Here is a 25,860-nt window from a genome sequence, read left to right on the forward strand (position 1 = left end):
CTAAAAAGATATTAATGAGTTACGAAAAACTTGACATTTATAATATTGCTTTTGAGTTGTTTATTGAAACACATAAACTCTCACTCAAACTACCCAATTATGAATTATATGAATTGGGCAGTCAATTGAGGCGATCTGCCGATTCTGTTGTTACCAATATTGCAGAAGGTTATGGAAGAAACAATTACAAAGGTGACTTTATTAGATTCCTTACCTACTCTCAGGCAAGTTGTGACGAAACAGTTTGTCACTTGTCAAAAATCAACCGTCTCTATCCGGATTTAAGCTCAGACTTTAAAGAAAAATCAGAACAATACAAGCTCCTAGGAGGAAAAATCAATAACTTTATAAAATACGTCCAATTAAACTGGCGCACATAACCCAAACTAGCAACTAGCAACTAGCAACTAGCAACTAGCAACTAGCAACTAGCAACAAAATTACCTATTATGATTACCGATAAAGAATTTACCCTAAGACTCATCCGCCAATTAACCCAAGCACTGGAAAAACTTATTCTTGATAAACCCGAAGAAAGTTTAATGCAGAAAGAACTGGATTTTGATACTTTGATGAGGGATATTTTCAAGATGAGCTTCACTGAAGTTTCTTCTAAAACCAAGGAAGAAATAATTGCCATTGTCAATGAAAGGCAGGAAAGAGATCACAAAGATTATTATGAGATGCTGGGAAATCTATTCTACTTTAACAGCAGACATGATCACAACAAAGATTTTCAGGATAAAGCAAAGACGTTCTATGAACTGTATCTTCAGACCAGCGGCATTTTTGCCCTTCCCATAATCAACAGAATAAATGAATTAAAAAAAGCACTTGAATAAAGTGCTTTTGTATTTTAGAATGTAATTTTATAAGTTCCGGTAGAAGAAGTATTGGCTTTCTCTGCTTTTACATATTTCTTTACCCAGGCTACTGATGTGGATGATACACAAGGATCTGAAACACCTCCTGATCTTCTTGCAGATACTACATTTCCTGCCTTATCTACAGTATAGGCAATGGTAATTGAGCCGCTTGCTGTACAGCTGTGAGATGGCTGTGCGCCTCCTCTTCCCATTGTTCCGGGAATATATCCCACCAGCTTTCTGTCGATTCCTACTTTACTGTCTCCGTTTCCGTCTCCTCCTAAAGGATCGCCTGCATTCCCTATTCCCTCACCTGTTCCCTGGCTTCCTGCTTTTGTTCCTCTTCCTTTGATCAGATTTCCAATAGCAGCATTTCCTTTTCCGTCACCATTTCCTGTTTTTGAATTGGCTGTTGCAGCTCCGGATTTCTTAGTATTTTTAGAAGCGCTGGTACTCGTTGCTTCTTTTTTTACCGCTTTTTTTGATTCCTCTTTCTTAGGAACAGTTGCTTTTGAATTGTTTCCTGTGATCACTTTCTCCTTGGCCTCAACCTTCTTTGGTTCAGGTGCCGGTTCGGGTTTTACAATGGTTTTTGTTTCCGGAACAGGTGTTTCTGCGGGTTCAGGCGTCACTTCTTCTGTAGCTGCAGCAAGACTTCCAGGTTGTTCAGCTGGTTCTTCAATACCATTTCCGTTTCTATTATCTCCGAAGTTCACCAACATAGTAGTAACCACTTCAGGATCTTTGTCCAGTTCAGGTTTTAGTTTATACAAAAAAACAAAAAGCAAAATAGCAGCCCAGATAAGAATAGAAAGCAGGGCGCTCTTTATCCTATCTTTATTTTCTTCGTTTCTGTTTGCTGTATAGCTTCTCATCTTAACAGGTAATTCTTTCCGGAAATCCGGATTTGTTATTTATCTTTAACTGTTGCAATTGCAATGTTAAACTTATATTTTTCAGCAATTTCCATCACAAAAACAACATCTTTATGCAGTGTGTTTTCATCAGCTCTGATTGTGAATGATTTATTCGTCTGACCGGATAATTTATCTACAATAATCTTCTCCAGCTCCCCTTTATTGACAGGATTATCATCTACAAAGAATGACCCGTCCGGCTTGATGCTCACTGTCACAGGGTTGGGTATATTATCATCAACAGCTCCGGCTTTCGGCAGATTCACATCAATAGCACTCTGATTGGCAGCAGAAGATGTGATCATAAAGAAAATCAGCATTAACAGGATAACGTCTGTCATCGCTGCTAAACTGAATTCCGGGTTTGCTTTATTTCTTCTCTGAATTTTCATCTTAAGAATTTATAAAGGTTTGTTGATAAGGTCTAAAAATTCTCCTGACATATTCTGAGCCTTCAGTACAAATTTATCAATCCTTGTTAAAAGGATATTATAGCAGAAGTTTGCAGGAATTGCTACTGCCAAACCTACGGCGGTCTGTCCCAAAGCGGTATAAATACCTTCTGAAAGTGTTTTCGGAGAGAAAGATCCTGTGGCATGGGATAAATTAAAGAAAGCAATAATCATCCCGATTACCGTACCCAAAAGCCCTAACATCGGTGCAATACTCGGCACTACAGCCAAAAGATTCAGGTTTTTCTCCATATTGGCAACCTCTACCTGCGCCTGCGCTTCCATAGCACTTACGATATCAGAAACAGGACGTCCTAATCTTGAAATTCCTTTTTCTAAAATTCTTCCTTCCGGAGAATTCTGTGTTTTGCAATAATCTGTTGCAGCCTCTATTTTTCCAGCTTTAATAAAGTCTTCAATATTGTTCATGAAGTTGGAATCCGTTTTTGAAGTAAGCCTTTTGATAAAGAAAAATCTTTCAAAAAAAAGATACAGAGAAAATATTCCCAACAGCAATACCGTGACCATCACTATTTTAGCGAACGCTCCTCCATGGAACATAATTTTCCAGAATGAGAACTCTAAGTTGTCTGCAGCAACTGCAGGGGTAGCGATTTGTGCAAATAAAATCTGAGAAAGTTCCGTTAACAGCATTAAATGTGAATTTTATTAAATTTTCAACGACAAATGTAGTAGAATATTATGAATTGAACTCTTAAAAATTGCTTAAAAACAACTTAAAATTTGTTATGATTTACCAATAGCAATTTCTTTCCAAAAATAATTTTGAAAAGAAATTCGGTATTAAAAGATGAAGACGATCGTTAATCCTCGTCTACCTCAATATCATCTTGACTGAATTCGCATTTTAATCTAAAAGGAATCGGTGTATCTGATCCGGTATAGAAATCATCAATGGTACCCTTCCAAATCACCTGAAGCTCTCCTTCCTCATTTTTTTCGAAAAGAAGCTCATTGTCATAGATATAGGCCTCTTCGTCATCGAAAAGATCTACCTCTGTGTAGGTTTCTTCATCAGAGTCATTGATTGTGATAGTTTTTCCTTCTATTTCCGCCGATTCTATAGGAAAATCAAAAACTTCAAGTGAAAGCTGCGGAAAGTTGTATTGTAATGAATCATCATCTACGTGATCCAAACTGTCATCCGTAATAACTTCAACCTCTAAAAAATGTTGTTGGTTGCTGTAAACTGCCTTACAATAAGTATTTCTGATATTGTATTTTAGCGTCTCCTCCGGATGGTAAATTTTTAAAATCCCTTTCATTTTTTCTTAAAAAAGAACTGTAATAATATGATTGTTAAACGTTTTAGACAAAGATAAAAAATTGATTCAATGTTGAAAGGATTTTGAAAATAATTTTTTAAAATCAATGCACACCATAAGTCTGAATATCCCAATAATACTTACTTTTGTTTTCATAAAGATTCTGAAAATGAAAAACATTTTATCAAAAGGTATTCTTGGATTAGGATTGATGATTGGGCTTGCTTCATGCAAAAAATCGGACTCTCCCCTTACCAAAGTGACACCCAGCAACCTGGATTCTATTGCTTCCAACTATTATGAGCAATATCTCAAGCTATACCCTTTAGATGCAACATCTCAGGGAGATACAAGATATAATGACCAGCTTCCTATCAATATTGATAAAGATTTTATCTCAGGAGAAATCGCTTTCTATAATTCTGTACAGAAACAGCTGGAGCATGTAGATTACAAAAACCTTTCTGATGAAGATAAGGTAGTGTATGATGTGCTGGATTATACTTTAAAAGATAAAATTGAGGCCTATGCCTATCATCCGGAATATATTCCTTTCACTCAATTCGGTGGTCTTCCGCTTACTTTTCCGCTGTATGGGAGCGGACAGGGCAGCCAGCCTTTCAAAACTGAAAAGGATTACAGCGACTGGCTGAAAAGAATGGAAAAATTCCCGGAATGGATGGATGCCGCAGCAGATAACTTCCGTGAGGGGATCAACAATAAGGTAGTACTTCCTAAAAAACTGGTTGCCAAAATGATTCCCCAGATGAAAGCTGAGGAAATCACAACTTCTGATATGGAAAAGAATATTTTCTACGGACCGATCAGAAATTTCCCGAAAAGCTTCACTCAGGATCAGAAAGATAAATTTTCAGCACTTTATAAAGAGGCTATCACTAAAAAAATCATTCCGGCTTATACTAAAATGGGAGTGTTTTTAGAAAAAGATTACCTTCCAAAAGCGAGAGATACAGACGGATACAACAGCCTTCCCAATGGTAATGAAATTTACAGCTATTATGTAAAAAGCTGGACAACTACTAAGAAATCTCCTGAAGAGATCAATAAAATTGGCCAACAGCAGGTAGCTATGCTTCGTGCCGAAATGGAAAAAGTAAAGCAACAGGTAGGTTTTACCGGAAGTCTGGAGGAGTTTATCACCTTTGTGAAAACAGATCCAAAGGCAATGCCTTATAAAACCTCTAAAGAAGTTTTAAATGCCTTCAACGGTATTCTGACGAAGATTACTCCGAAACTGAAAACGATGTTTAACGTAACCCCGAAAACAAAGTTTGAAATCAGACAGACGGAAAAATTCAGAGAGGCAAGTGCCAGTGCAGAATATATCCCGGGAACACCTGACGGGAAAAGAGCGGGTATATTTTATGTTCCTCTGCCTGACCCTACGAAATTCAATGTTACTTCAGGAATGGAATCTCTTTTCCTTCATGAAGCTATTCCAGGACACCATTATCAGGTCTCTCTTCAGCAGGAAAATACAAAACTTCCTAAATTTATGAGATTCGGATGGTTCGGAGCGTATGGTGAAGGATGGGCACATTATTGTGAAACACTAGGTCCTGAATTCGGTTTATATACTGATCCTTATCAGAAAATGGGGTATCTGAGTGACCAGATGCTGAGAGCTGTACGACTTGTAGTGGATACAGGACTTCACACCGGAAAAATGTCAAGAGAAGAAGCCATTAAATATTTCTTAAGCAATATTTCTTATGATGAAGGATCTGCCACTGCAGAAGTAGAAAGATACATGGCTATGCCGGGACAAGCCTTAGGCTACAAAATAGGATCTTTAAGAATCCGTGAACTGAGAGAAAAGTATCAGAAAGAACTTGGAAACAAATTCAATCTGGCAAGCTTCCATGATGAAGTATTAAGCCAGGGATGCCTTCCTTTGGATGTTCTGAACAGAAAAATGGAGCTTTGGGCTCAAAAACAAAAATAGTTTCTTATGAAACTATTTTTATTTTTTATCGGTATTTTATTGGTTGCTTTTAGCTGTCAAAAGGAGCCACATTTTGAGAATTTCATTGTTGATAAAAGCTTACCTGCTCATGATACCATTCAGCTTTTGTCAAAGTATCCTGAACTGAAATTGTATAAAAGTGAAATTGTTGAAAGTAAAACAAGAACAGCTTTTATTATTCAGAAAGCATTTTATTATGATGGACTTCTTAAAGGATCATTTCTGTTTGATGACTATAAATGTAAGGCCCAATATCAGAATGATACTTTAAATATTCTGCTAAACAATAATAATGGATATTTTGGAAATGGTGTTTTGGTAAAAGTTTTCAACAATCAATTTTATATAAAAGATATTGATCCTAAAACTTTAAAAGGTGAAAAAAAATACATAAAATCAAAAGTTTCAGAACAGAAACTCATTCTAAACACCAACAGATTTAACAAAAATGACAGCATTTATGGCTTCATAGATTATAAATGCAAGATTGATAGCTTGGTTTATAAACACTTCAGAGGATATTTTAAAACGACAATACAACAAAATTGATATGATCACAGAAAGCCTGAAATCTCTTTACAACAGAGATTTAAACAAACTAAAATCAGAGATAGAAGCCTATCAAAATGAAGAAAATCTTTGGAAAATTGATAAAAACATTGCCAATTCTGCAGGTAACCTTGTCCTTCATTTGGTTGGAAACCTCAACCATTTTATTGGAACACATCTTGGAAACACAGGATATGTAAGACACCGCGACCTGGAGTTTTCCTTAAAAGACATCCCAAGAACCGAACTTATCGAAAAAGTAGAAGCCACTGCAACAATGATTGATACTGTTCTTTCTCAATTATCTGATGATGACCTGAAAAAAGAATATCCGTTGGTTGTTTTTGAAAGTACAATGACTACAGATTACTTTCTGATTCATCTGATAGCTCATCTTGATTATCATTTGGGGCAGATCAATTATCACAGAAGGTTATTGGACATTTAATGTCATTCCTTATTTTTACAAAACTAATTAACTCCCGAAACCCAATTATATCATGAAGAAAATTTTTGTTTTCTCTTCTCATCCAGAAAAACCACCCATCGATTTTAAACAATATGAAGAAAGGCATTTTGAAAGTGAATTTATTTTGCTCGATAAGCAGCAAAGCTTCTTAATTGCGTTGCAAAATGTGATTAAAAGAAATCATGAAGAAGACTTTGTTATCATTTCTACTGCTCTGCACCATTTCAGCCCAGATTACACGGATGAGTATATTCAGAATTGTATCAATAAAGTAAAAAAACTGGATGGCAATGTACTGCTTGGAGGTGTTTTAGGCTTTGAAAAAGTTATTGAGGTTACAGATCATATTTTTTGGATTGATGGGTTTAAAGGAGCCCAATTTTTTATTATTTTCAATAAAACGTTTCCTCTTTTCTTACAAAATGATTGTAATGATGAAATTCCTCTTGATGTATTTCTATCATCAAATCTTGAAGATGTTTTTCTTATGCATCCATTCATTTCTCTATATAAAAATGATGGAGACACAAACTCCTTTGAAAATACTATTGATTTTCAAAACCTTAATGAAAATCCAGAAGATCTCCTGGAGGAGCTTTCTCAAATAAAAAAATACTATAGTTATGAGTCATAATCAATTTTCAGATATAATGATCCCAACTTATATTATTAATATGAAACACAGGGAGGATCGAAGGGAAAGCGTTGTAAAAGAATTTAGTGGAAGACCTGAATTTGATTGCCACATAGTAGAAGCCTGCGTACATGAGAAAGGAAATATAGGATTATGGGAAAGCATTAAAAAAACAGTAAACATTGCTATTCAAAATGAGGATGATGTCATTATCATTGTAGAAGATGATCATGTTTTTACAGAACATTATAACAGGGATTCATTTATAGAAAACATCATAGAATCTAATGAGCAGGGAGCCGATATCTTATCCGGAGGAATTGGAGGGGGTTTTAGATTTGTTGTCCCTATTACGGAAAACAGATTTTGGATCAATCATTTCTGGTGTACCCAATTCATGGTGATATACAGCCGTTTTTTTGATCAAATTCTCAATGCTGATTTTGGCCCGGAAGATACTGCAGATAACTTTTTATCACAGCTTACAGCTCATAAAATGGTTTTATATCCTTTTGTTTCTGTTCAGAAAGATTTTGGGTATTCTGACATTACAGCAGAAAATAATATCAGTGGAAATATTGAGCATTATTTTAAAACTGCAGATATTACCCTTCAGCTCTATCAGAAAAAATACAAACAATTTGTTTTAGCTAATAAAAAAGAGAGAACTATATAGGGTTCTCTCTTTTTTATATCCTTGCATAAAATGTTTAGCAACAGATTACTCCTGAAGGTCCGCAATAAGCTGTCATACTTCCGTTGCTTAGACACATCACTGCATTGCAGTTACATGAAGTTGGGCCAGAACCAGCCTTAATAACTCTCATTTCGTTTCTGCTCATGTTATTTTTCATAACATTCATGCTCATTTTTTGTAATTTTTTCATGGTGTTATTTTTTATTATATTATTTAATTACCAATATATTCTGGTTGGGCTTACATTGTAAATATTCGGGATTTTTGAAGGTACTTTTTCGGGGTTGTATACTTTTTTAAGCCAGAACATGTGAAACATAATGGCTTCATATTTATTTTTATAAATAATTTTTCCGTTATCAAATTTTACTCTTCCTGTGTAGCCTTCCATCAGAATAAAATCAAAATGGGTTCTGATAATTCCGTCTCTTTCGGCATTTTTCATGATATGGGTAAAGCTTTCAATCTCAGTTTCAATCTCAAAAATAGGTATTCCTTCTGCAAGATCATCCCAGACAAAGTTGCATTCATCAAAACAGAAATGATCCGGCATAGAAAACACTTTTTTATAATCTTTACTTCTTTTGAAAAATGTATTCAATAGCTCGTTATTTCTGTACAGTCCAAAACAGCCGGTAGTATAATCATCTCTTACACTGATATAATCGTAGTTGTCAAGAAATTCATTGGAAAAAAAAGCTCTTATATCTCCATAAATAAGATCAAGATCGCAGTGTCCCCAGAAGTCATAGCCTTCTATCAATTCAGGGAACATGAAGCCATAAGCCGGCTTAAAATCGCACAATTTATAAGGATAATCAATATTAATTGTAAACCCGAGCTTATTTGAGGTTTCATCAATGATATCATCCAGGCTTTTATAAATTATTTTAACATTGTCAGGAACATTTTTTACCGGTTCGGTATTATCCGTAATAATGATAAAATCTACACTTGGATTAAAAGCACAAGAATGCAGATAATAGGGCATATACCATGGGTATTTACCATACCAACAGGTAATTAAAACTAAACTTGATGTCTTCATAGGTTAAAAAAATTCTGTAATTGCAGAATTGCAATTACAGAAAAATAAAAGTTATTTAGTTTGACTAGCAGCATTTTGCCGGCCATCCTCCACCACATACAGCTCTCATACTATTCATATAGCAGTACTGTGAGTTACAGTTACAAGTTCCTGGCTCACCTCCTGAACCTGCTTTGATTACTCTCATTTCGTTTCTGCTCATTTCGTTTTTCATAGCATTTAAGCTCAACTTTTGTAATTTTTTCATAGAAATTTGTTTTAATTGTTTGCCTACTCTTTAGATTTTCAGCTTCCTCTTTTATAATTATTATAATAATTTCTTTTAGTTATATTGAATTTCCATTTCTTCCACAGAATCAAACTGCTCATTCCATTCATCTTCAATAAGATCCGGCATAAATACTTCCATGTATTTTTTATTCAGCCTTACGGGATACTCATAATCATTAATAAAATAATGTGGCGTAAAAAACAGATTGTTTTGTAAATTCTCATAAGAGACAGAAACCAGTTTATTCAATAAAAATGTTCTGTTTTCCAGGGTAGCACTATATTTTTTCAGCCATTTGCCTGCATCTCGGTGGCTATACCAATCATGAAGAGCCTCAATAAATTTCTGTTCTCCTTTTGTTTGATATATGTTCAGTAATTGAATCAGCATTTCTTCTACTTCTGCTGTTACAACTCCTGTCATATTAAACCTGATTTTTATATTGACTTTATTTTTATATTGATGGTAAACTCTCTGCAAAAAATCATGCGCTTCTCTACAGTATCCACATAAAGGACTTGTAATAAAAGTAATGGATACAGGAGCATTTGGATTCCCCAGTAAGATAGGCTCAGCTTTTAAAACAAGAGGTTCTGTACTTGTCAGAATATTTTTGAAATAAGGATAATGTCTTATGTATCTTGAGTCAAATTCTGCGTCTTTCTTTAATTTCCCGTAGTTTATTAAGGCTTTTTTAATTAAAAAATACGTTCCTGCAAATGCAATTACTACCGCAGTCAAAATCAAAACTATTGAAAGATCAAGATGCATGTTATTTAGAATTCCTGTCGTATTAAATGCCAGATAAACAAGCTGCGTATAGATTACCCCAATAATACTTAAACATATTGGGCACCACTTCTTTTCTACTTTCATTTGAAAATAAACAGAATACAATGTAAACGGAATACATGCCAGCAAAGAAACGGCAATCAGAAAATAATAGTTGTTGATAAGCTCCTGATTGAAAACAAGCAGTGAAAAAAGTTGGGTTCCAAAAAGAAAAACACTTAGATCACTTAATTTGAACCCTGCAATCTTCCCTTTTTCAGAATTGATGATCTGGCTGCAACTTGATTTCTCACTACCATCACAAAATTGTGCAGAAAAACCTGACTCCAGCCCTAACTCTGTCTTTATAGCTTCAAAAGATAAGAGTAAACCCACCAGGATAATAGCCCCAAAACCACTTAAAAACCACCCCCCGATAAAATACAATATCATCAATACTGCACAAAAAATAAATGCTGGTAACAGTTTGTTATAAAAAGAATTTGTTGATTTTGTAACCTCCCCATTGTTTTCAGCAGCCAGTACTGCTCCTGTCCATAAACTTTGTATTTCAGAAAGGAGAATATTTTTTTGGATTCCTTCCTGATCAGTATATAAAATACTTTGTCCCTTTTTTTCAATATAGGATAAAATCAAATGCCTGTTTCCTACATCTAATATGGTAAGAAAAGTTTCTGGTAAATGATCAAAATCTTCAAAACCAATTGTAAAAGCCCCATTTGGAATACCAAAAAAGCCAAGAGCATCACTGAAAGCCAATAGACTTGGCGTTTCCGGATGAGATTCTACCTGATAGATATAATCATTCTTATCAATCTTTATATCAATTGATTTCAGATATAAAAAAACTGCATTAATTTCTTTTCTTAGTTCCATGGTTATAGTTTGAGTTATTTATACTATTTCTCTATAGTATTATCATTATCCCTGTAATATTTTTTTATTGATTCTGCCTGACGATTCATTTTACTCATAATCTCCTCATTTTTAGAGACATCAGACATACTTTGCATCAGAACAGGCAGTGGATCTTTGATAAAGCTGGTTTTATTTTTAATGTAGGCTTCTTTTGACATCACAGCCTCATCCATTATTGATTCGGTGAACAATTTGTCCCGTACATTTTTTTTACTTCCTATGAATTTCCAGTGATATTCATTATTCGTGTCGCTTAGTTCTACAATAAGCCCTGGAAGTCCCATAAAAATATAAGGACCATCAAAGACGGGAATCTCCTGAGTAAACCAGGCTATCCAATGTCTTCCTCCATAGTCTGTCTCTGCCTTTTGTGTCTGAAGTGTTCCTATGATTCTGTTCTCTGATGAAAGTTTCCATTGAATGTCAGCCGACTCTTTATAAGAAATAGTCCCTATGAACAAATCATCTTTTACAGTAACCGATGGATTTTTAAGATCTTTCACCACTTTAAAGTTCATGGTTTCCAATGATAAAATGGGCAAATAAACCTGTGCGGCCAATAGAGAGTCCGACTCGCATTTTTCCTTTCGCATGAAGACGGATCCTCTCTCAAGACTATCCAGATAGAAAAGATCTTTCTTAAGGGTTTTATTTTTTGTAGAAGGTTTATAAGTAAGTTCATAATAAAAACGATGAACCTGCCCAGTACAGGCACAGGAAAATAAAACTATAAAAAAAACGAAAAGATTAACTTTTTTCATTTAGGTCTTCATGGTACTGAGCCAAATATATCTCTTTTTGTGGAAATACAATGCTTCTGAAGTTATTTACAGCAAAGAAAATTTTGAAAACAACATTATTGTCTCTAAATGATATTATAAATCAAATAGATAACCTTTTTTCTGCAAAAAAAGGTATTTTTTAAAGAAATTTACAAATATCCTTTATCGGTGAAAAAAAACAGCAAAAACTAAATTATGGAATAAAAAAAAACACCACTAAATGGTGTTTATATGACCCGATTGTCAACTAAAAACAGTTGCAAAAATCTTAAATAATGTTAAAAGTTATTTTTCAAACATCATTTTCGTAATAAAATCTTTCTCCCCTTTTCCTCTTGCCGGAGAATATTCTCTTCCATAAAAAATGATCTGAAGATGAAGTTTATTCCATACTTCTTCAGGAAATAAGTTTTTGGCGTCACGTTCTGTTTCTACAACATTTTTTCCTGAGGTAAGTTTCCATTGTGTCATCAGACGATGAATGTGTGTATCCACAGGAAAAGCGGGAAATCCAAAACCTTGACTCATTACTACTGACGCCGTTTTGTGTCCTACTCCCGGAAGGGCTTCCAATTCTTCATAAGTCTGTGGTACAATACCGTTATGCCTTTCCAATAGAAGTTCAGCCATTTTTTTCAGGTTTTTGGCTTTCGTATTAGATAATCCTATTTCTTTGATTAGCTCTTTGATTTCAAATTCTTCTAGCTTAGCCATTCTTTGTGGCGTTCCCGCTACTGCAAAAAGGTCGGGTGTAACCTGATTTACCTTTTTATCTGTGGTTTGTGCAGAAAGTGCTACGGCAACCATCAATGTATAGGGATCCGTGTGGTCTAACGGAATAGGTGTTGTAGGATATAATTTTTCCAGTTCTGTCTGAACCAGCTCAGCTCTTTGTTTTTTTGTCATGTAACCCTTAAATTTGAACAAAATTAAATCATTATGCTGAAAGTTGGAGATAAATTACCTGAATTTGAAGAACTCAACCAAGATGGAGAAACAATAACCTCATCAAAATTAATCGGAAAAAAACTAGTGGTTTTCTTCTATCCGCAGGCAAATACACCAACCTGCACCGTAGAAGCCTGTAATCTGAGTGATAACCATACTAAGCTTAAAAAGGCGGGATTCCAATTATTGGGAATAAGCGGTGATTCTGTAAAAAAGCAGAAGAATTTTCACAGTAAATTTGCTTTTCCTTATGATCTTATTGCGGATGAAAACCGTAATATCATTGAAAAATTCGGGGTATGGCAGGAGAAAAAAACGTTTGGGAAAACCTATATGGGAATTGTAAGAACCACTTTTATTTTTGATGAAAATGGCATTTGTACAAGAGTGATTGAAAAAGTGACTTCAAAGACTGCAGCGGAGCAGATTCTGGAAGGATAATTTTTTTTGAACAACAATATTAAAAAAGCTTTCACAGCGATTTGTGAAAGCTTTTTATATTATTTATTCAGTTTCGTAATAGTTCAATTCTTCAGTTTCTCCGGGAAGAGTTACATATTTTTTAAACCTTAGCCCCAATTTTTCGATCAGCTTCTGAGAAGAAACATTATCTTTTGAAATAATGGCTGATATTTTTGATAGTCCAAACTCATCCATCCCAATAGATTTGACCTTCTGAGCTGCTTCAAAAGCGTATCCTTTGCCTTCAAACTCTTCCAGTAGAGAATATCCGATATCTACAATATCAAGCCCTTCTCTTTCAAAGATTCCCACTGCTCCTACTTTTTCATTTCCTTCTTTAGTTACTAAAAGATAGTTCCCAAATCCAAGTCTTTCAATCTGTGGAGCAAATCTGTTCAGGATATAGTTTTCAGCATCCTCAATACTATTAACATTACGGTTGCCGATATGTTGAATAAATTTTGGTCTGTTATAAAGTTCAAAAACGAAGTCTCTGTCTTCACGGGACATTGGGCGAAGTATTAACCGCTCTGTCTCATAAGTATTATCTGCGCTTGGGTGTTTTTTTGGGCTCATCTTTCTTTGGTTCTTCTTTTTTTTCGATTTTTAAAAGTCTCGGGTTATTAGTACACTTTTTATTGTAAAGCTCAATATAGGTTCCATTGTCCTTCACGTTGCTTACAGCTCCTGTAGATTTATTTACAGTTACCGTATAATGTGTTTTTTGGTAAGGACACTCCTTTGAGGTCAATTTTCCAAGATCAAGATAATAATTCGATTTGTCTTCATGATAGTTGCCTGCAAGATCCTTGAACTCTTCATCTACCATGTAGCCTTCAGCAGCCAGCACTACAGCCGCTTCCTGGGCATTATCAATCCGATCTACAAATTTTTTAAGGCCTTCAACATCAGTAACGTAATTTACTTTACCTCCTTCTGAATAAGCAATATAATAAAAGCTGTCTTCGTTAGGAAAAAGATTGAATCCAGAGAACTGAGGGACATAATCCACCTTACCCGAAATCTTTATTTCCTGACCTTTTCCGTAGCTGTTGTATACCAATATCCATGAGTCTACCCTATTACTTGGGTTCAACTGTTGTAAAATATTCGGAATGCTTGAAAATTTTTTCTTCTCCTGAGAAAATCCTAAGACTCCCAAAAGTAAAAATATAAGAATTGTAATTCGGGTTGCAGCTTTAATCATAATTTAAAAATCAGCAGAAAATATACCAAATATTACATAAACTTATCCCCTTTCTTAAAGTTCTTTAAGTCTAGGACATAGTCTTTTATAAGCTGATCGTTATCCCTCGGACAGATAAGAAGTGCTTTATCGGTATCTACAACAATGTAGTTTTCAAGACCGTCAATAATTACTGCCTTGTTATTATTTCTTAAACGGATAATGTTTCCTTTTGAATTATAGGAAAGTAAATGCTTTAATTTCACAGCATTTCCATCTTTATCCTTTTCTGTATTTTCGTATACAGAGGTCCATGTTCCCAAATCACTCCATCCTAAATCTGATGGAATAACATATACATTCTTTGCTTTTTCTAAAATCCCATTATCGATAGAGATTTTCTGAACTTTTGGATAAATGGTTTCAATACAGCTGTTTTCCTTTTCTGAGTTGTATTCGCAAGCCATAAAATGCTGCATCATCTCAGGAAGATAAAGATCAAAAGCATGGTGAATACTTTTTACGTTCCATATAAAAATACCTGCATTCCAAAGGAAATCACCACTTTCTAAGAAACTTTGGGCAATTTCAAGGATAGGTTTTTCTGTGAATGTTTTAACCTTAAAATAGTCAGAACCCTTCTTTTCTACAAATTGAATGTAACCATAGCCCGTATCAGGTCTTGTTGGAGTAATCCCTAATGTTACCAGATAATCATGTTTTGAAGCCACCTCAAATGCCAGCTCCACTTTTTCCAAAAACACGTCCTCTTTAAGGATCAGGTGATCTGCCGGAAGCACAATCATTGTTGCATCCGGATTAATCTCAGCAATCTTGTTGGCCATATACAGGTTACATGCAGCCGTATTCTTCATAAGTGGTTCACCCACAATATTTTCTTCAGGAATCTCCGGAAGCTGCTGATGGGAAAGAGCCACATACTCTTTATTCGTGATCACGAATATTTGCTCTTTAGGAATTACCTTGCTGATTCTGTCATAGGTCTGCTGAATCATAGTACGCCCGGTACCTAAAATATCCTGAAACTGTTTTGGAAATTTCTGCGTACTCATTGGCCAGAACCGGCTCCCGATTCCTCCCGCCATTATAACACAGTATCTATCTGATTTTAACATTCTTAGCTACATTTTTCTACCCTAGCTAATGGCTTGAAAGAATACTTCCTTCCAGTAGCCAGGTTCTTACAAAGATAGTTTTTTTTAACTAGACCTTCTAATAAATACTTTTCGTTGCGGTATATAAAAAACTCACCCTTCTGAAGTTCTTCGATAAAATGAAGAGTATCATCTTGTTTCTCAGTATGAAAATACCTTACCAGATCAGGGCTGGCCATGAAGTTTGCTTTGGGAGATTTTGAAAATTTTATAATGATTGGCTTTAGCTCTTCATCATAAATTTCAAGGCTTTCAAGGAGCATATTTCTGAAGGTTTCTTTCCATTCACTGCCATGAGGAGAGATTTTTCGTCCATATTTTTCAAACGCAATCAGGTGTGCAAGTTCATGGGTCAGTACAAAGAAAAAAAGCTGTGGGGTAAGTGTAGAGTTTACCGTAATTTCATGGGAATTATCCGGAAGCTTTCTGTAATCTCCCAGCTTTGAATTTCTGTTTCTAGTAACCTTTATATGTATATAGTAATCTGAAAACCAGATTCTTAAATATTTAAGAGTATTGTTTTTAGGTAAATATTTTTCTAATGATTGAATTGGCATTTTACAAACTTAGTGGAATTCCTGCATAGAAGTTCAATAGTTTAAGACTAAAAAGATAATTATATTTCGCCTGCGCTACTGATCCCTGTGCATTTGCATAATTATTTCTTGCGACATTGACATCATAAATGGTTGTTCTTCCTGCAGCATAACTTTTGTCCGCAAAATCAAGAGCCAGCTTGGAACTTTTCTCGGCCTCTACAGCTGCCAGGTAATTTTCATAATTGGCGTCTGCATCAAACTGAGCTTTCTGTACATTCTGTCTTACGGTCTGTTTCTGCTGCTCCAGTGTATTTTTAGCAAGACTTTCGTTAACCTTGGACTGCTCTACCTGTAATTTTGTTTTTCCTTTATTGAAGATAGGGATATTAAGGGACAATCCTACATTTTGCCCAAACTGATCTTTATATTGTTCAAAAAAAGTTCCCTGCACAGTACCCGGTATAGGATCAAACTGCCTGTTATAGAAAGTGTTAAGACCAGCACTCGCCGTTAATGTAGGCCAGAATGCTGTTTTGCTTACCTCAGTTTGTGCTTCGGCAGATCTTATACGGCTTTCCGCTGCTTTTATCTGAGGTTGTATCTCATAAGCCGTTGCAAGCACTTCATCTACATTAGCAAGCTGTAAATCAAGATTTTCTGAAATATTTACATCTTCCACATCAAAACCTTTATAATCTGACAGTTGTAAAAGCTGAGCGATGGCAAACAAAGCACGTCCAACATTTACTTCTGCGGTTTTAAGGTTTTGTTTCTCTCTTGCTAGTGCCGCTTCAGCCTCAGCTAAAACCGTCTGTGCAGTGGTTCCAACCTGAGTTGTAATTTTAGCTCTGTCAAACTGTTTCTGAGCATTTCCCACAGCACTCTGAGAGATTTTAACAATCTCTTTATTCAACAAAGTGGTTAGATATTGTTGAGCAATCTGAAGAGAAATATCATTTTTAATGGTTTCAATGTCGTATTGACTTGCTTCTACATCAAACTGAGCTTTTCGTACATTCTTCTCTAATCTTCCATTATTATAAAGCAAGATATCGGCTCCCAGACCAACACTGTTATTGAATCTATCATTTCTAAAGCTTCCGGCTCCTAATGATCCTTGCCCGAAACTCACCCCAGTCGTCATACTCCCTGTTACTGAAGGCAAATATTCTTTTTGAGCTGCTTTAAGATTGTATTCCTGGTTTTGTTTGTTATACTGATTTTGGATAACCTGAAGATTATGCTCCACTGCATAGCTTACACATTCTTTTAAGGACCATTTCTTCTGAGCGCTTAAACCCAGATAACCTAATCCAAAAACGATGATCCAAACTTTTTTCATATTATGTAGATGTTTATTTGTTTTTAATGGTCATATGGAATCGTGTCATCTTCATCAGTATTGTAACTTGTAAATCACAGCGACTTCATATTAAGATTTTTCAATATTAGACGAATTAAATATAAAAAAGTTACAGATTGAAAAATTATATTTTTTTTTAAGAAAACTTTTGGGAATTTTGCACCATGACAAATGAACAATATCAGGAAGCTATCGACTGGCTTTTCGTACAGATGCCCAATTATCAGATAGATGGACAGAAGGCTTATAAACCCGGGCTTGATAATATTACAAAGCTTTGTGCTTTCTTTGGAAATCCTCAAGATAAAATCAAATGTATCCATATTGGCGGGACCAATGGAAAAGGTTCTTCAAGCAATATGCTGGCATCTGTTCTCCAGGAAGCTGGTTATAAAACCGGATTGTACAATTCTCCACACCTGATAGACTTTACCGAACGTATCAAGGTTAACGGGAAAAACTGTAATAAGGAATTTGTCTTTGAGTTTATTCAAAAATTAAGAACACTTCCGGAAGATATCCGTCCCTCTTTCTTTGAATTTACCACTATCATGGCTTTTGAATATTTTTATCAGCAACAGGTAGATTTTGCCATTATTGAAGTGGGATTGGGAGGAAGACTGGATTCTACAAATATTATTAAACCCCTGATCTCCGCTATTACGAATGTTCAATTGGATCACCAGAATATATTAGGAGATACTATTGAAGAAATAGCCACTGAGAAAGCGGGAATTATTAAACACAACATTCCTGTTATTTCCGGCGACGAGAGTGAAGCAGTTAAAAATATCATCCGAGAGAAAGCCATTAAAGAAAATGCACCGTTTATAGATGCCACTCTTATTAATACAAATCTTGAATCTGATTTGAAGGGAAATTATCAGAAAAAAAACATCAGAGTGGTATTGGCTGCGATAGAAGAGCTAAGAAAACTGGAAATAAATATTTCTGACGAAGCCTTGAGAAACGGACTGCTCCATGTTCATCACAACACAGGATTCATTGGCCGTTGGTTTGAATTTTCAAAAAATCCACTTACAATTTGTGATACAGGACACAACCAGGCAGGTTTGGAGTATGTTTTTTCGCAATTAAATTCAATTGACAGGCACAAGCATGTCATTTTGGGGTTTGTCAATGACAAAAAAATAGATGATGTGATGAAATTACTTCCTGAAAATTCTGAGTTCTATTTTTCAAAACCATCCATCAACAGGGGAAGACATCCGGAAGATTATGAAAATCTGCTTGAGGAGGCGAAAATTTTTTATAAAATTTTTGATTCTGTACAGGAAGCGTATCTCGCTGCAAAAGAACGATGTACAAATGAAGAAATGATTTTTATTGGCGGAAGCAACTTTGTAGTGGGAGATTTTTTAGAAAAAAATTTGGAGATTAAAGAATAAGTCGTATATTTGCACCACTCTAAACAAGAGAACAAGTCTAGAGGGTTCTTAGCTCAGTTGGTTCAGAGCATCTGGTTTACACCCAGAGGGTCGGGGGTTCGAATCCCTCAGGACCCACAGAAAAGGAAACGAAACCTTTCAAAAAAATTCGGGTTCTTAGCTCAGTTGGTTCAGAGCATCTGGTTTACACCCAGAGGGTCGGGGGTTCGAATCCCTCAGGACCCACAGAAAAGGAAACGAAACCTTTCAAAAAAATTCGGGTTCTTAGCTCAGTTGGTTCAGAGCATCTGGTTTACACCCAGAGGGTCGGGGGTTCGAATCCCTCAGGACCCACAGAAATCTCTCAAGAAATTGGGAGATTTTTTTATTTTATCCCTAAGCAATATAAAGCTTACCTCCTCTTTTTCTTAATATTTATTTACCTTTGCCTGCACTTGAATCTGCCTGACGTGAAGGAACTCCATATCATATCATTCAACTATCCTTATCCTCCTTCTTATGGCGGGATCATTGATGTGTATTATAAGATCAGGGCTTTATCTGATTTGGGAATAAAGATTCATCTTCATTGTTTTGTAGACAAAATTCCTGCAACGGTTGATCCGGAAGTTGAGGAAAGCACAGAAAATATCTTTTTTTATGAAAAGAAAAAGAACCCACTCCTCTATTTCTCAGGAATACCTTTTGCAGCAGCCATAAGGGACTCTGAAACCCTTCTTAAAAACCTGGAAAAGATCAAAGCTCCTATATTATTTGAGGGCTTACAGACAACATATATTTCAAAACTTTTAAAGGGTAAAGGGCATCAACTCTACCTTCGTCATCACAATAACGAAACAGAGTATTATAAAGGTCTTTCGTTATCAGAAAAAAATATCTTTAAAAAAATTGTTTACAGAATTGAATCCTTAAAACATAAAGGATACGAGAAAAAACTTTTAAAAAGGTTTGATGCTGTATTCTGCCTGTCTGGAAAAGAATACAATGAAGTAGAAATTTATTCAAAAAACGCACGGTTAATCCCTATTTTCCATGGCAATCAATTGGTAAAGCAACTGGATAAAAAAGGGAATTATTTTCTTTTTCATGGAGACCTTACCACAGCTGACAACAAAAAAGCTCTGATTGAGACTATTGATTTATTTAAAACGCTTCCACAGTATAAGCTTGTTGTTGCCTCCGACCGTGCCAGTGAAGACATTAAAAGAAGAATTTCAGCGATTCAAAATATTACCCTCACTCCTATTCAAACAACAGAAAAACTCCACAATCTTCTGGAAGATGCCCATGCCAACATTCTGCTTTCTTACCAGAATTCAGGAACCAAAGTGAAGCTTTTCAACACTCTTTATAATAGTCGTTTTGTTATTATTAACGGAAATATTACAGACGATCCGGTTTTGAAGAGTTTATGCCTGTATGGGGCTGATATGGCCGAAATTCGCCAACAGATTATCACCTCAGCAGAAAAAGACTATAATGATTCTGAAAAGAGAAAGGAAATATTAGAAAAAACACATTCGGATCATGCCAAAGCCGAAGAGATGGTAAAGATTATTTTTAAAAATTAACTCTGTCTACGACCTTCTGAATATTGAATTCCTCAAGACAAGCCCAGTCTCCTCTGTAGCATTCTTTATCTCCAAAAACAGAACACGGTCTGCAGGTAAGATCTTTTACCTGAACAACATCTTCTTCACTCTGCCCGAATCCTAAAAATCCGGCATAAGGATGAGTAGCTCCCCAGATAGAAATACATCTTGTTCCTACAAGACTTGCCAGGTGCATATTTGCAGAATCCATAGAAATCATCAGTTCCAGCCCGGCAATTTGGTTGAGTTCTTCTGTAAGGTTTAATTTTCCGGCAAGATTTTTTGTATTAGGAATCTCACTCTCCCATCTTTCAAGGGTTTCCGTTTCTTTTTTACCTCCACCAAAGAAATACACCGTATGTTTCTGAGCCAGAATTCTGACCAGTTCATAGGATTTTTCCAGAGGAAGCATCTTGCCTTTATGTTGAGCAAAAGGGGCAAAACCAATCCCAGACTGATGCTCCGAAGTTGGCCTTAGCTGATGTGAAAGCTCAATTCTGAATCCCATTTTACGGAATACATCGGCATAACGTTCTACTGTTTTCTTCAGCTGCACTTTCTCAAGGTTCCATACATCTGTAAGATGTTCTTTCTCCTCTTTACCCTTATCTATTTTGAAAACTTTAAGTCCTTTTCTTCTATATATTCTGTCTAAAACCTTGGTCCGGATTACGTCGTGAAGATTGGCAATACAGTCCGGATTAAATTCCCGGATCAGCTCATTGCTCAGTTTCCTTAAGCCAAAGAGTCCTTTATAATCATCAAGATCAATCCCTTTAAAAGTCACATTGGGAACTCCCGCAAACAGCGCTTCAAAATTCTTTCTGGACACCATAATAATTTCCACACCGGGGTTCTGCTCCAGAAATTCTCTGAAAACAGGAACAGTCATCGCAACATCTCCGAATGCGGAAAAACGATATGCTAAAATTTTTGTCACGGCTATGATTTCAGTTGATAGGCAACTGCATAAAACTTGATCTGCTTCGTCATGGCCATCAATCCGTTGGCTCTTGAAGGTGAAAGAAATTCCTGTAGTCCTATTTCTGCAATAAAATCGAAATCAGAATCTAAAATTTCCTGAGTGGAATGTCCACTATAAATACTTACTAAAAGAGAAACGATTCCTTTGGGTAAAATACCGTCAGAATCTGCATTAAAGAAAAGTTTACCATCTTTAAATTCAGCATCAATCCAAACTTTACTCTGGCAGCCTTTAATCAGATTTTCTTCTGTTTTTCTTTCTTCCGGCAAGCCTTTCAATTCTTTCCCAAGATCAATGATGTACTCGTACTTTTGTTCCCAATCGTCAAGAAAAGCGAATTCATCTATTATTTCCTGCTGTTTTTCTTTAATGGTCATTTTTAATCAAATTTCTTTTGCAAAGATAACCAATTTTGTAAAATTTTATAGCCGGGATGCTTTTTCAAAAAGCTGAAGAATTTTTGTTTCTTCGTTCTCCCAGCAAAATACATCTGCAGCTTTGTTAAGTTCACTCTGATAATAGAGTCTTCCTCTTTCAAGAACCAGATTAATTGCTTTTTCAATCGTTTCAGGCTGATGATCTGTAATGATCTCCCCTACATTGAACTGATTTTTTATACGCTGCATTTCCGGGAAATTAATCATTACAAGTGGTACTCTGGACTGGATATAATCACAAACTTTATTGGGAAGTGAATAATAATAACTTACTCCATTATTCTCTTCGAGGCTGAATCCTACATCTGCTGTTTTTGTTATTTCTCTGAGATTTTCCGGTTTCAGTTTACCAAGGAAAAAAACTTTGTCCTGCAGTTTTTCCTGAATGACGAGTTCTTCATATATTTTTTTCTTCGGTCCGTCACCTGCGATTTTCAGAACCGCATCTTTAATATGATGCATAGCAACAATCATTTTTTCAATTCCTCTGGATTGGTTGATCGCTCCCTGATACAGAATAATTTTAGGATGATTTTCAGGAATTTCAGGGGCTGAAAGAATTTTTCTCGGAATATTTCTGACAACTACCGGATTGACATTATATTTTTCGTGAAACCATTCGGCATAGCTTTCACTTTCTGTCATCATAAATTTCACACGAGGAACCAGCTTTCTTTCCAGCACCCTCCAGAATTTCTGTGAGAAACGGTTTTGTACCGACGGCATTTCCGTGAAAATTTCATGACTGTCAAAGACTAATGGAATGTTAAATTTCTTGGCAATGAGATAATTTGGCAGAAGTGCATCAATATCATTGGCATGGAGGATAGTATCTTTGTCCGCTTTTTTCTTAAGTTCATGGTATAATTTCCAGTTGAACTCAAAATAAGCTGTCTTTAAACTTTTTGACGTCAGTTTTATTCTTGAAAAAGGATAAGGGCGTTCCATTTTCTCATTTCCTTCCCAGTCGTTTCCGATCAGTTCAATGGGATATCCGTTGTCAAAAAGGGTTTTGCACACCTTTTCTATTCGCTGATCGGTATACAAACTGCTAAAGGCAGATACTAGTATTTTTTTCTTCATTAATTTTTCTTGTCTAATATTAAATAATAGATCTGAATGAAACAAATGAGCCCGTTTGGAATGATAACCGGCCAAAGCATTCCATTGAAGATACCATAAATGACAAAACAAATACAGCCGATCATGTTGACTACTCTAATTTTTCTTACATCTTTCAGTATGAAACTCAATACAATAAAAAGAGATGCAGAATAGCCGACGTAGGTGGTAATTTCAGTATTCATGGGGAAAATTTAAGGATAACAAACTTAATCATTTTCAATAAGATAATAAAATTTTTTCTGCCATAAAGTCATTAATTGATTTTTGGTAAAATATTTGTAATTTAGATAATGAATAAAAGGTAATGTTGCCTTTGTTCTAATGAGATATATTATGGATTATAAGTTTTCACAAGGTTTGAGCCAAGTGTTCAAACAAAGCAAAAGCGAAGCTAAAAGGCTGAAAAGTGAATTTCTTAATACAGAACATCTACTTTTAGGTATTATAAAAACGGAAAACTCTGCAAAAGAAATCCTTCAAAACCTTAATGCGGATTTAACACAAATCAGAAGAAAAATTGAAACTTTAAATACAGCAAGTCTAAATCCTATTTCTGAGGAGGTTACCAATATTTCTTTCACTAAGATGGCAGACCACGCCATTAAACGTGCAGAGTTAGAATGCCGACAATATAAAAGCAATGAAATTAATACCGTTCACCTGCTTTTAGGTATTCTTTATAAATATGAGGACCCTACTTCAAATATTCTGGGAGCTTATGACATCGACTATGAAGGAGTTTCAAGAGAATACCAGACTATGCTTAAAAATTCAGGCCAGTCTCCACAGATGAGTGCTTATGACGATGATGATGAGAGAGAAGAATTTGAGCAAATGAGAAAGCCTACAGGAAATTTAGGTTCTGCGAAAAGTAAAACGCCTACTTTGGATAACTTTGGTAGAGACCTTACTTCTTTGGCAAGAGATGGAAAACTAGATCCGGTAATCGGCCGTGAAAAAGAAATTGAGAGAGTTTCTCAGATCTTATCGCGTAGAAAGAAAAACAACCCTCTTCTTATCGGAGAGCCGGGAGTTGGTAAATCTGCCATTGCTGAAGGTTTAGCATTAAGAATTCAACAGAAAAAAGTGTCCAGAGTTCTTTACGGAAAACGTGTAATCACTTTAGATCTGGCAAGTTTAGTTGCCGGAACTAAGTACCGTGGCCAGTTTGAAGAAAGAATGAAGGCCATTATGACGGAACTGGAAAAGAACAGAGATGTCATTTTATTTATTGATGAGCTTCATACCATTGTAGGAGCAGGAAGTTCTACAGGAAGTTTAGATGCTTCCAATATGTTCAAACCTGCTTTGGCAAGAGGAGAAATTCAATGCATCGGGGCAACCACTCTGGATGAATACCGTCAGTATATTGAAAAAGACGGTGCTTTAGAAAGAAGATTCCAGAAAGTAATGGTGGAACCTACTTCTATTGATGAAACAGTTCAGATTTTGAATCAAATCAAAGATAAATATGAAGAGCATCATAATGTAATATATACTCCTGAAGCTATTTTGGCTTGTGTTAATTTGACCTCGAGATATATTACAGACCGCTTCTTACCAGACAAAGCTATTGATGCAATGGACGAGGCCGGATCTCGTGTTTACATCAAAAACATGAAAGTTCCTACCGAAATCATTGATTTTGAAAAGAAAATTGAAGATATCAAAGAACTGAAGCAGAAAGCCGTAAAAGCTCAGGATTATCTTGAGGCTAGAAAGCTTAAAGATGAGGAGGAACGTCTTCAGATGGAACTGAATGCAGCTCAGGAAAAATGGGATAAGGATGTAAAAGAGAAAAAAGAAACCGTAACGGAAGAAAATGTAGCAGAAGTGGTTTCTATGATGAGTGGAGTTCCTGTAACGAAAGTTGGCAAGAACGAGCTTGATAAACTTGCCCAGATGGATGAAAAACTTAATGGAAAAGTAATCGGTCAGGAAGATGCTGTGAAAAAAGTTGTGAAAGCAATTCAAAGAAACAGAGCTGGTCTTAAAGATCCGAACCGTCCTATCGGTACCTTTATTTTCCTTGGAACAACCGGGGTTGGTAAAACCGAGCTGGCTAAAGTAATGGCGAGAGAACTCTTTGAGTCCGACGAATCTTTGATCAGAATTGACATGAGTGAATACATGGAAAAATTCGCAGTTTCAAGATTGGTAGGAGCGCCTCCGGGATATGTAGGATATGAAGAAGGAGGTCAGCTGACTGAAGCGGTAAGAAGAAAACCTTATGCTGTGGTTCTTTTGGATGAGATTGAAAAAGCTCACCCGGATGTATTCAATATTCTGTTACAGATCCTAGATGAAGGTCACGTTACAGACAGCTTAGGCAGAAAAATAGACTTCAGAAATACAATTATCATTCTTACTTCCAATATCGGAACCAGAGATCTTAAAGACTTTGGAGATGGTGTAGGATTCGGAACATCAGCTAAAAAGACAAGCTCAGATACAAGAGCGAGAAGCACCATTGAAAGTGCCCTTAAGAAAGCATTTGCTCCTGAATTCCTAAACAGAATTGATGATATTGTGATCTTCAACTCTCTTGTTCAGGATGATATCAAGAAAATTATTGATATTGAATTGAACAAATTGTATGGCAGACTTGAAAAATTAGGATATAAAGTTGACTTAACTGAAGATGCTAAAAACTTCATTTCTGAAAAAGGATGGGATAAAGATTTCGGTGCAAGACCATTGAAACGAGCAATCCAGAAATATATTGAAGACTTATTGGCAGAAATGCTGGTAAACAAGCAATTGAATGAAGGAGAAACCGTAGTTCTTGACCTTAATGAGGCTAAAGACGGACTGATTGGAAAAACGCAGAAAGCGAAAAAATCAGCTGCTGAGAAATCTTCTCAATCTTAATTGAATAAATAATTTAATTTTAATAGAAACGGCCCGGGAAATTTCCCGGGCCGTTTTGTTTTATATTTTTTGGATAAAGTCTTTTCTATTAATGAAATCA

30 protein-coding genes and 3 tRNA genes are annotated in these 25,860 nt (G+C 35.6%); 14 read left to right on the forward strand and 19 right to left on the reverse strand.

Going from position 1 to position 25,860, the window contains the following annotated elements; genetic code table 11:
• Positions 1 to 14 precede the first annotated feature (14 nt).
• Together FW780_RS14410 and FW780_RS14415 are read left to right on the forward strand one after the other, a co-directional pair.
• Entirely contained in the window at positions 15 to 380 is a 366-nt protein-coding gene (locus FW780_RS14410; protein ID WP_149834213.1) for a four helix bundle protein, read from the forward strand.
• Positions 381 to 449: 69 nt separating this feature from the next.
• On the forward strand, positions 450 to 842 hold the full coding sequence (locus tag FW780_RS14415) for a hypothetical protein (protein WP_106917843.1): 393 nt from the start codon (positions 450 to 452) through the stop codon (positions 840 to 842).
• A 14-nt stretch (positions 843 to 856) separates the two neighbouring features.
• On the opposite strand, the gene FW780_RS14420 is transcribed toward FW780_RS14415, so the two are convergent.
• The 4 genes from FW780_RS14420 to FW780_RS14435 form a co-directional block, all read right to left on the reverse strand.
• Entirely contained in the window at positions 857 to 1,741 is an 885-nt protein-coding gene (locus tag FW780_RS14420; protein WP_149834214.1) for an energy transducer TonB, read from the reverse strand.
• A 35-nt stretch (positions 1,742 to 1,776) separates the two neighbouring features.
• A complete protein-coding gene (locus tag FW780_RS14425) occupies positions 1,777 to 2,175 on the reverse strand; it encodes an ExbD/TolR family protein (protein ID WP_149834215.1) in 399 nt (132 codons plus the stop codon).
• A gap of 9 nt (positions 2,176 to 2,184) precedes the next feature.
• A complete protein-coding gene (locus FW780_RS14430) occupies positions 2,185 to 2,889 on the reverse strand; it encodes a MotA/TolQ/ExbB proton channel family protein (protein WP_047422081.1) in 705 nt (234 codons plus the stop codon).
• A 170-nt stretch (positions 2,890 to 3,059) separates the two neighbouring features.
• Positions 3,060 to 3,521, reverse strand: coding sequence for a hypothetical protein (locus FW780_RS14435; protein WP_149834216.1), 462 nt, complete (start codon positions 3,519 to 3,521; stop codon positions 3,060 to 3,062).
• 169 nt (positions 3,522 to 3,690) lie between these two features.
• On the opposite strand from FW780_RS14435, the gene FW780_RS14440 reads away from it, so the two are divergent.
• The 5 genes from FW780_RS14440 to FW780_RS14460 are packed head-to-tail and all read left to right on the forward strand — an operon-like array spanning position 3,691 to position 7,836.
• Positions 3,691 to 5,487 carry a DUF885 domain-containing protein gene (locus FW780_RS14440; RefSeq protein WP_149834217.1) on the forward strand — a complete coding sequence of 599 codons (1,797 nt, stop codon included), beginning with the start codon at positions 3,691 to 3,693 and terminating at the stop codon, positions 5,485 to 5,487.
• Positions 5,488 to 5,493: 6 nt separating this feature from the next.
• Positions 5,494 to 6,057: a hypothetical protein gene (locus tag FW780_RS14445; protein WP_149834218.1), complete on the forward strand. Its 564-nt coding sequence runs from the start codon at positions 5,494 to 5,496 to the stop codon at positions 6,055 to 6,057.
• Position 6,058: 1 nt separating this feature from the next.
• Entirely contained in the window at positions 6,059 to 6,505 is a 447-nt protein-coding gene (locus FW780_RS14450) for a DinB family protein (protein ID WP_149834219.1), read from the forward strand.
• Positions 6,506 to 6,557: 52 nt separating this feature from the next.
• Positions 6,558 to 7,160, forward strand: coding sequence for a hypothetical protein (locus FW780_RS14455; protein WP_149834220.1), 603 nt, complete (start codon positions 6,558 to 6,560; stop codon positions 7,158 to 7,160).
• Between the two features lie 40 nt (positions 7,161 to 7,200).
• A complete protein-coding gene (locus tag FW780_RS14460; protein WP_206669034.1) occupies positions 7,201 to 7,836 on the forward strand; it encodes a glycosyl transferase in 636 nt (211 codons plus the stop codon).
• A 34-nt stretch (positions 7,837 to 7,870) separates the two neighbouring features.
• On the opposite strand, the gene FW780_RS22440 is transcribed toward FW780_RS14460, so the two are convergent.
• From FW780_RS22440 to nth, 6 genes are all read right to left on the reverse strand, one after another.
• Positions 7,871 to 8,047, reverse strand: a complete 177-nt coding sequence (locus FW780_RS22440) for a hypothetical protein (RefSeq protein WP_167510721.1) — start codon at positions 8,045 to 8,047, stop codon at positions 7,871 to 7,873.
• A gap of 27 nt (positions 8,048 to 8,074) precedes the next feature.
• Positions 8,075 to 8,905 carry a DUF6625 family protein gene (locus FW780_RS14465; RefSeq protein ID WP_149834222.1) on the reverse strand — a complete coding sequence of 277 codons (831 nt, stop codon included), beginning with the start codon at positions 8,903 to 8,905 and terminating at the stop codon, positions 8,075 to 8,077.
• Positions 8,906 to 8,969: 64 nt separating this feature from the next.
• Positions 8,970 to 9,152 carry a TIGR04149 family rSAM-modified RiPP gene (locus tag FW780_RS14470; RefSeq protein WP_077413271.1) on the reverse strand — a complete coding sequence of 61 codons (183 nt, stop codon included), beginning with the start codon at positions 9,150 to 9,152 and terminating at the stop codon, positions 8,970 to 8,972.
• A gap of 75 nt (positions 9,153 to 9,227) precedes the next feature.
• Entirely contained in the window at positions 9,228 to 10,844 is a 1,617-nt protein-coding gene (locus FW780_RS14475; protein ID WP_149834223.1) for a vitamin K epoxide reductase family protein, read from the reverse strand.
• A gap of 23 nt (positions 10,845 to 10,867) precedes the next feature.
• Complete coding sequence (locus FW780_RS14480; protein WP_149834224.1) at positions 10,868 to 11,647, reverse strand: GLPGLI family protein; 780 nt, start codon at positions 11,645 to 11,647, stop codon at positions 10,868 to 10,870.
• Between the two features lie 306 nt (positions 11,648 to 11,953).
• The gene (nth, locus tag FW780_RS14485; protein ID WP_149834225.1) at positions 11,954 to 12,574 is read right to left on the reverse strand and encodes an endonuclease III; all 621 of its coding nucleotides are present in this window, start codon (positions 12,572 to 12,574) and stop codon (positions 11,954 to 11,956) included.
• Positions 12,575 to 12,607: 33 nt separating this feature from the next.
• On the opposite strand from nth, the gene bcp reads away from it, so the two are divergent.
• Entirely contained in the window at positions 12,608 to 13,057 is a 450-nt protein-coding gene (bcp, locus tag FW780_RS14490; RefSeq protein WP_149834226.1) for a thioredoxin-dependent thiol peroxidase, read from the forward strand.
• Between the two features lie 63 nt (positions 13,058 to 13,120).
• Here bcp and FW780_RS14495 read toward each other — a convergent pair whose 3' ends face one another.
• From FW780_RS14495 to FW780_RS14515, 5 genes are read right to left on the reverse strand one after another with little or no spacing between them, the layout of a single operon-like run.
• The gene (locus FW780_RS14495) at positions 13,121 to 13,654 is read right to left on the reverse strand and encodes a GNAT family N-acetyltransferase (protein ID WP_149834227.1); all 534 of its coding nucleotides are present in this window, start codon (positions 13,652 to 13,654) and stop codon (positions 13,121 to 13,123) included.
• Positions 13,623 to 14,285 carry a hypothetical protein gene (locus FW780_RS14500; RefSeq protein WP_149834228.1) on the reverse strand — a complete coding sequence of 221 codons (663 nt, stop codon included), beginning with the start codon at positions 14,283 to 14,285 and terminating at the stop codon, positions 13,623 to 13,625. The genes FW780_RS14495 and FW780_RS14500 overlap by 32 nt, the downstream gene beginning before the upstream one ends.
• A 32-nt stretch (positions 14,286 to 14,317) precedes the next feature.
• Positions 14,318 to 15,400: a mannose-1-phosphate guanylyltransferase gene (locus tag FW780_RS14505; RefSeq protein ID WP_228408576.1), complete on the reverse strand. Its 1,083-nt coding sequence runs from the start codon at positions 15,398 to 15,400 to the stop codon at positions 14,318 to 14,320.
• A gap of 2 nt (positions 15,401 to 15,402) precedes the next feature.
• On the reverse strand, positions 15,403 to 15,996 hold the full coding sequence (locus FW780_RS14510) for a SprT-like domain-containing protein (RefSeq protein ID WP_149834229.1): 594 nt from the start codon (positions 15,994 to 15,996) through the stop codon (positions 15,403 to 15,405).
• Position 15,997: 1 nt separating this feature from the next.
• Positions 15,998 to 17,320 carry a TolC family protein gene (locus FW780_RS14515; protein ID WP_149834230.1) on the reverse strand — a complete coding sequence of 441 codons (1,323 nt, stop codon included), beginning with the start codon at positions 17,318 to 17,320 and terminating at the stop codon, positions 15,998 to 16,000.
• A gap of 185 nt (positions 17,321 to 17,505) precedes the next feature.
• Here FW780_RS14515 and FW780_RS14520 point away from each other — a divergent pair, with 185 nt between their 5' ends.
• From FW780_RS14520 to FW780_RS14540, 5 genes are all read left to right on the forward strand, one after another.
• Positions 17,506 to 18,750, forward strand: a complete 1,245-nt coding sequence (locus FW780_RS14520) for a bifunctional folylpolyglutamate synthase/dihydrofolate synthase (protein WP_149834231.1) — start codon at positions 17,506 to 17,508, stop codon at positions 18,748 to 18,750.
• A 42-nt stretch (positions 18,751 to 18,792) separates the two neighbouring features.
• A tRNA-Val gene (locus FW780_RS14525) sits at positions 18,793 to 18,867 on the forward strand.
• 33 nt (positions 18,868 to 18,900) lie between these two features.
• Positions 18,901 to 18,975 (forward strand) — tRNA-Val (locus FW780_RS14530).
• Positions 18,976 to 19,008: 33 nt separating this feature from the next.
• A tRNA-Val gene (locus tag FW780_RS14535) sits at positions 19,009 to 19,083 on the forward strand.
• 116 nt (positions 19,084 to 19,199) lie between these two features.
• A complete protein-coding gene (locus FW780_RS14540; RefSeq protein ID WP_149834232.1) occupies positions 19,200 to 20,321 on the forward strand; it encodes a glycosyltransferase family protein in 1,122 nt (373 codons plus the stop codon).
• Here FW780_RS14540 and FW780_RS14545 read toward each other — a convergent pair.
• From FW780_RS14545 to FW780_RS14560, 4 genes are read right to left on the reverse strand one after another with little or no spacing between them, the layout of a single operon-like run.
• Positions 20,311 to 21,234, reverse strand: a complete 924-nt coding sequence (locus FW780_RS14545) for a glycosyltransferase family 9 protein (RefSeq protein ID WP_149834383.1) — start codon at positions 21,232 to 21,234, stop codon at positions 20,311 to 20,313. The two genes, FW780_RS14540 and FW780_RS14545, sit on opposite strands and share 11 nt — an antisense overlap.
• A 50-nt stretch (positions 21,235 to 21,284) precedes the next feature.
• Positions 21,285 to 21,704: a SufE family protein gene (locus tag FW780_RS14550; protein ID WP_047375924.1), complete on the reverse strand. Its 420-nt coding sequence runs from the start codon at positions 21,702 to 21,704 to the stop codon at positions 21,285 to 21,287.
• 45 nt (positions 21,705 to 21,749) lie between these two features.
• Complete coding sequence (locus FW780_RS14555; protein WP_149834233.1) at positions 21,750 to 22,847, reverse strand: glycosyltransferase; 1,098 nt, start codon at positions 22,845 to 22,847, stop codon at positions 21,750 to 21,752.
• Positions 22,847 to 23,071 carry a uroporphyrinogen decarboxylase gene (locus tag FW780_RS14560; protein WP_142717441.1) on the reverse strand — a complete coding sequence of 75 codons (225 nt, stop codon included), beginning with the start codon at positions 23,069 to 23,071 and terminating at the stop codon, positions 22,847 to 22,849. Before FW780_RS14560 ends, FW780_RS14555 begins: the two co-directional genes overlap by 1 nt.
• A gap of 151 nt (positions 23,072 to 23,222) precedes the next feature.
• On the opposite strand from FW780_RS14560, the gene FW780_RS14565 reads away from it, so the two are divergent.
• Positions 23,223 to 25,760: an ATP-dependent Clp protease ATP-binding subunit gene (locus FW780_RS14565; protein ID WP_149834234.1), complete on the forward strand. Its 2,538-nt coding sequence runs from the start codon at positions 23,223 to 23,225 to the stop codon at positions 25,758 to 25,760.
• Positions 25,761 to 25,860 lie beyond the last annotated feature (100 nt).

The sequence above is a fragment of the Chryseobacterium sediminis genome, assembly GCF_008386505.1.
Lineage (GTDB): Bacteria > Bacteroidota > Bacteroidia > Flavobacteriales > Weeksellaceae > Chryseobacterium > Chryseobacterium sediminis.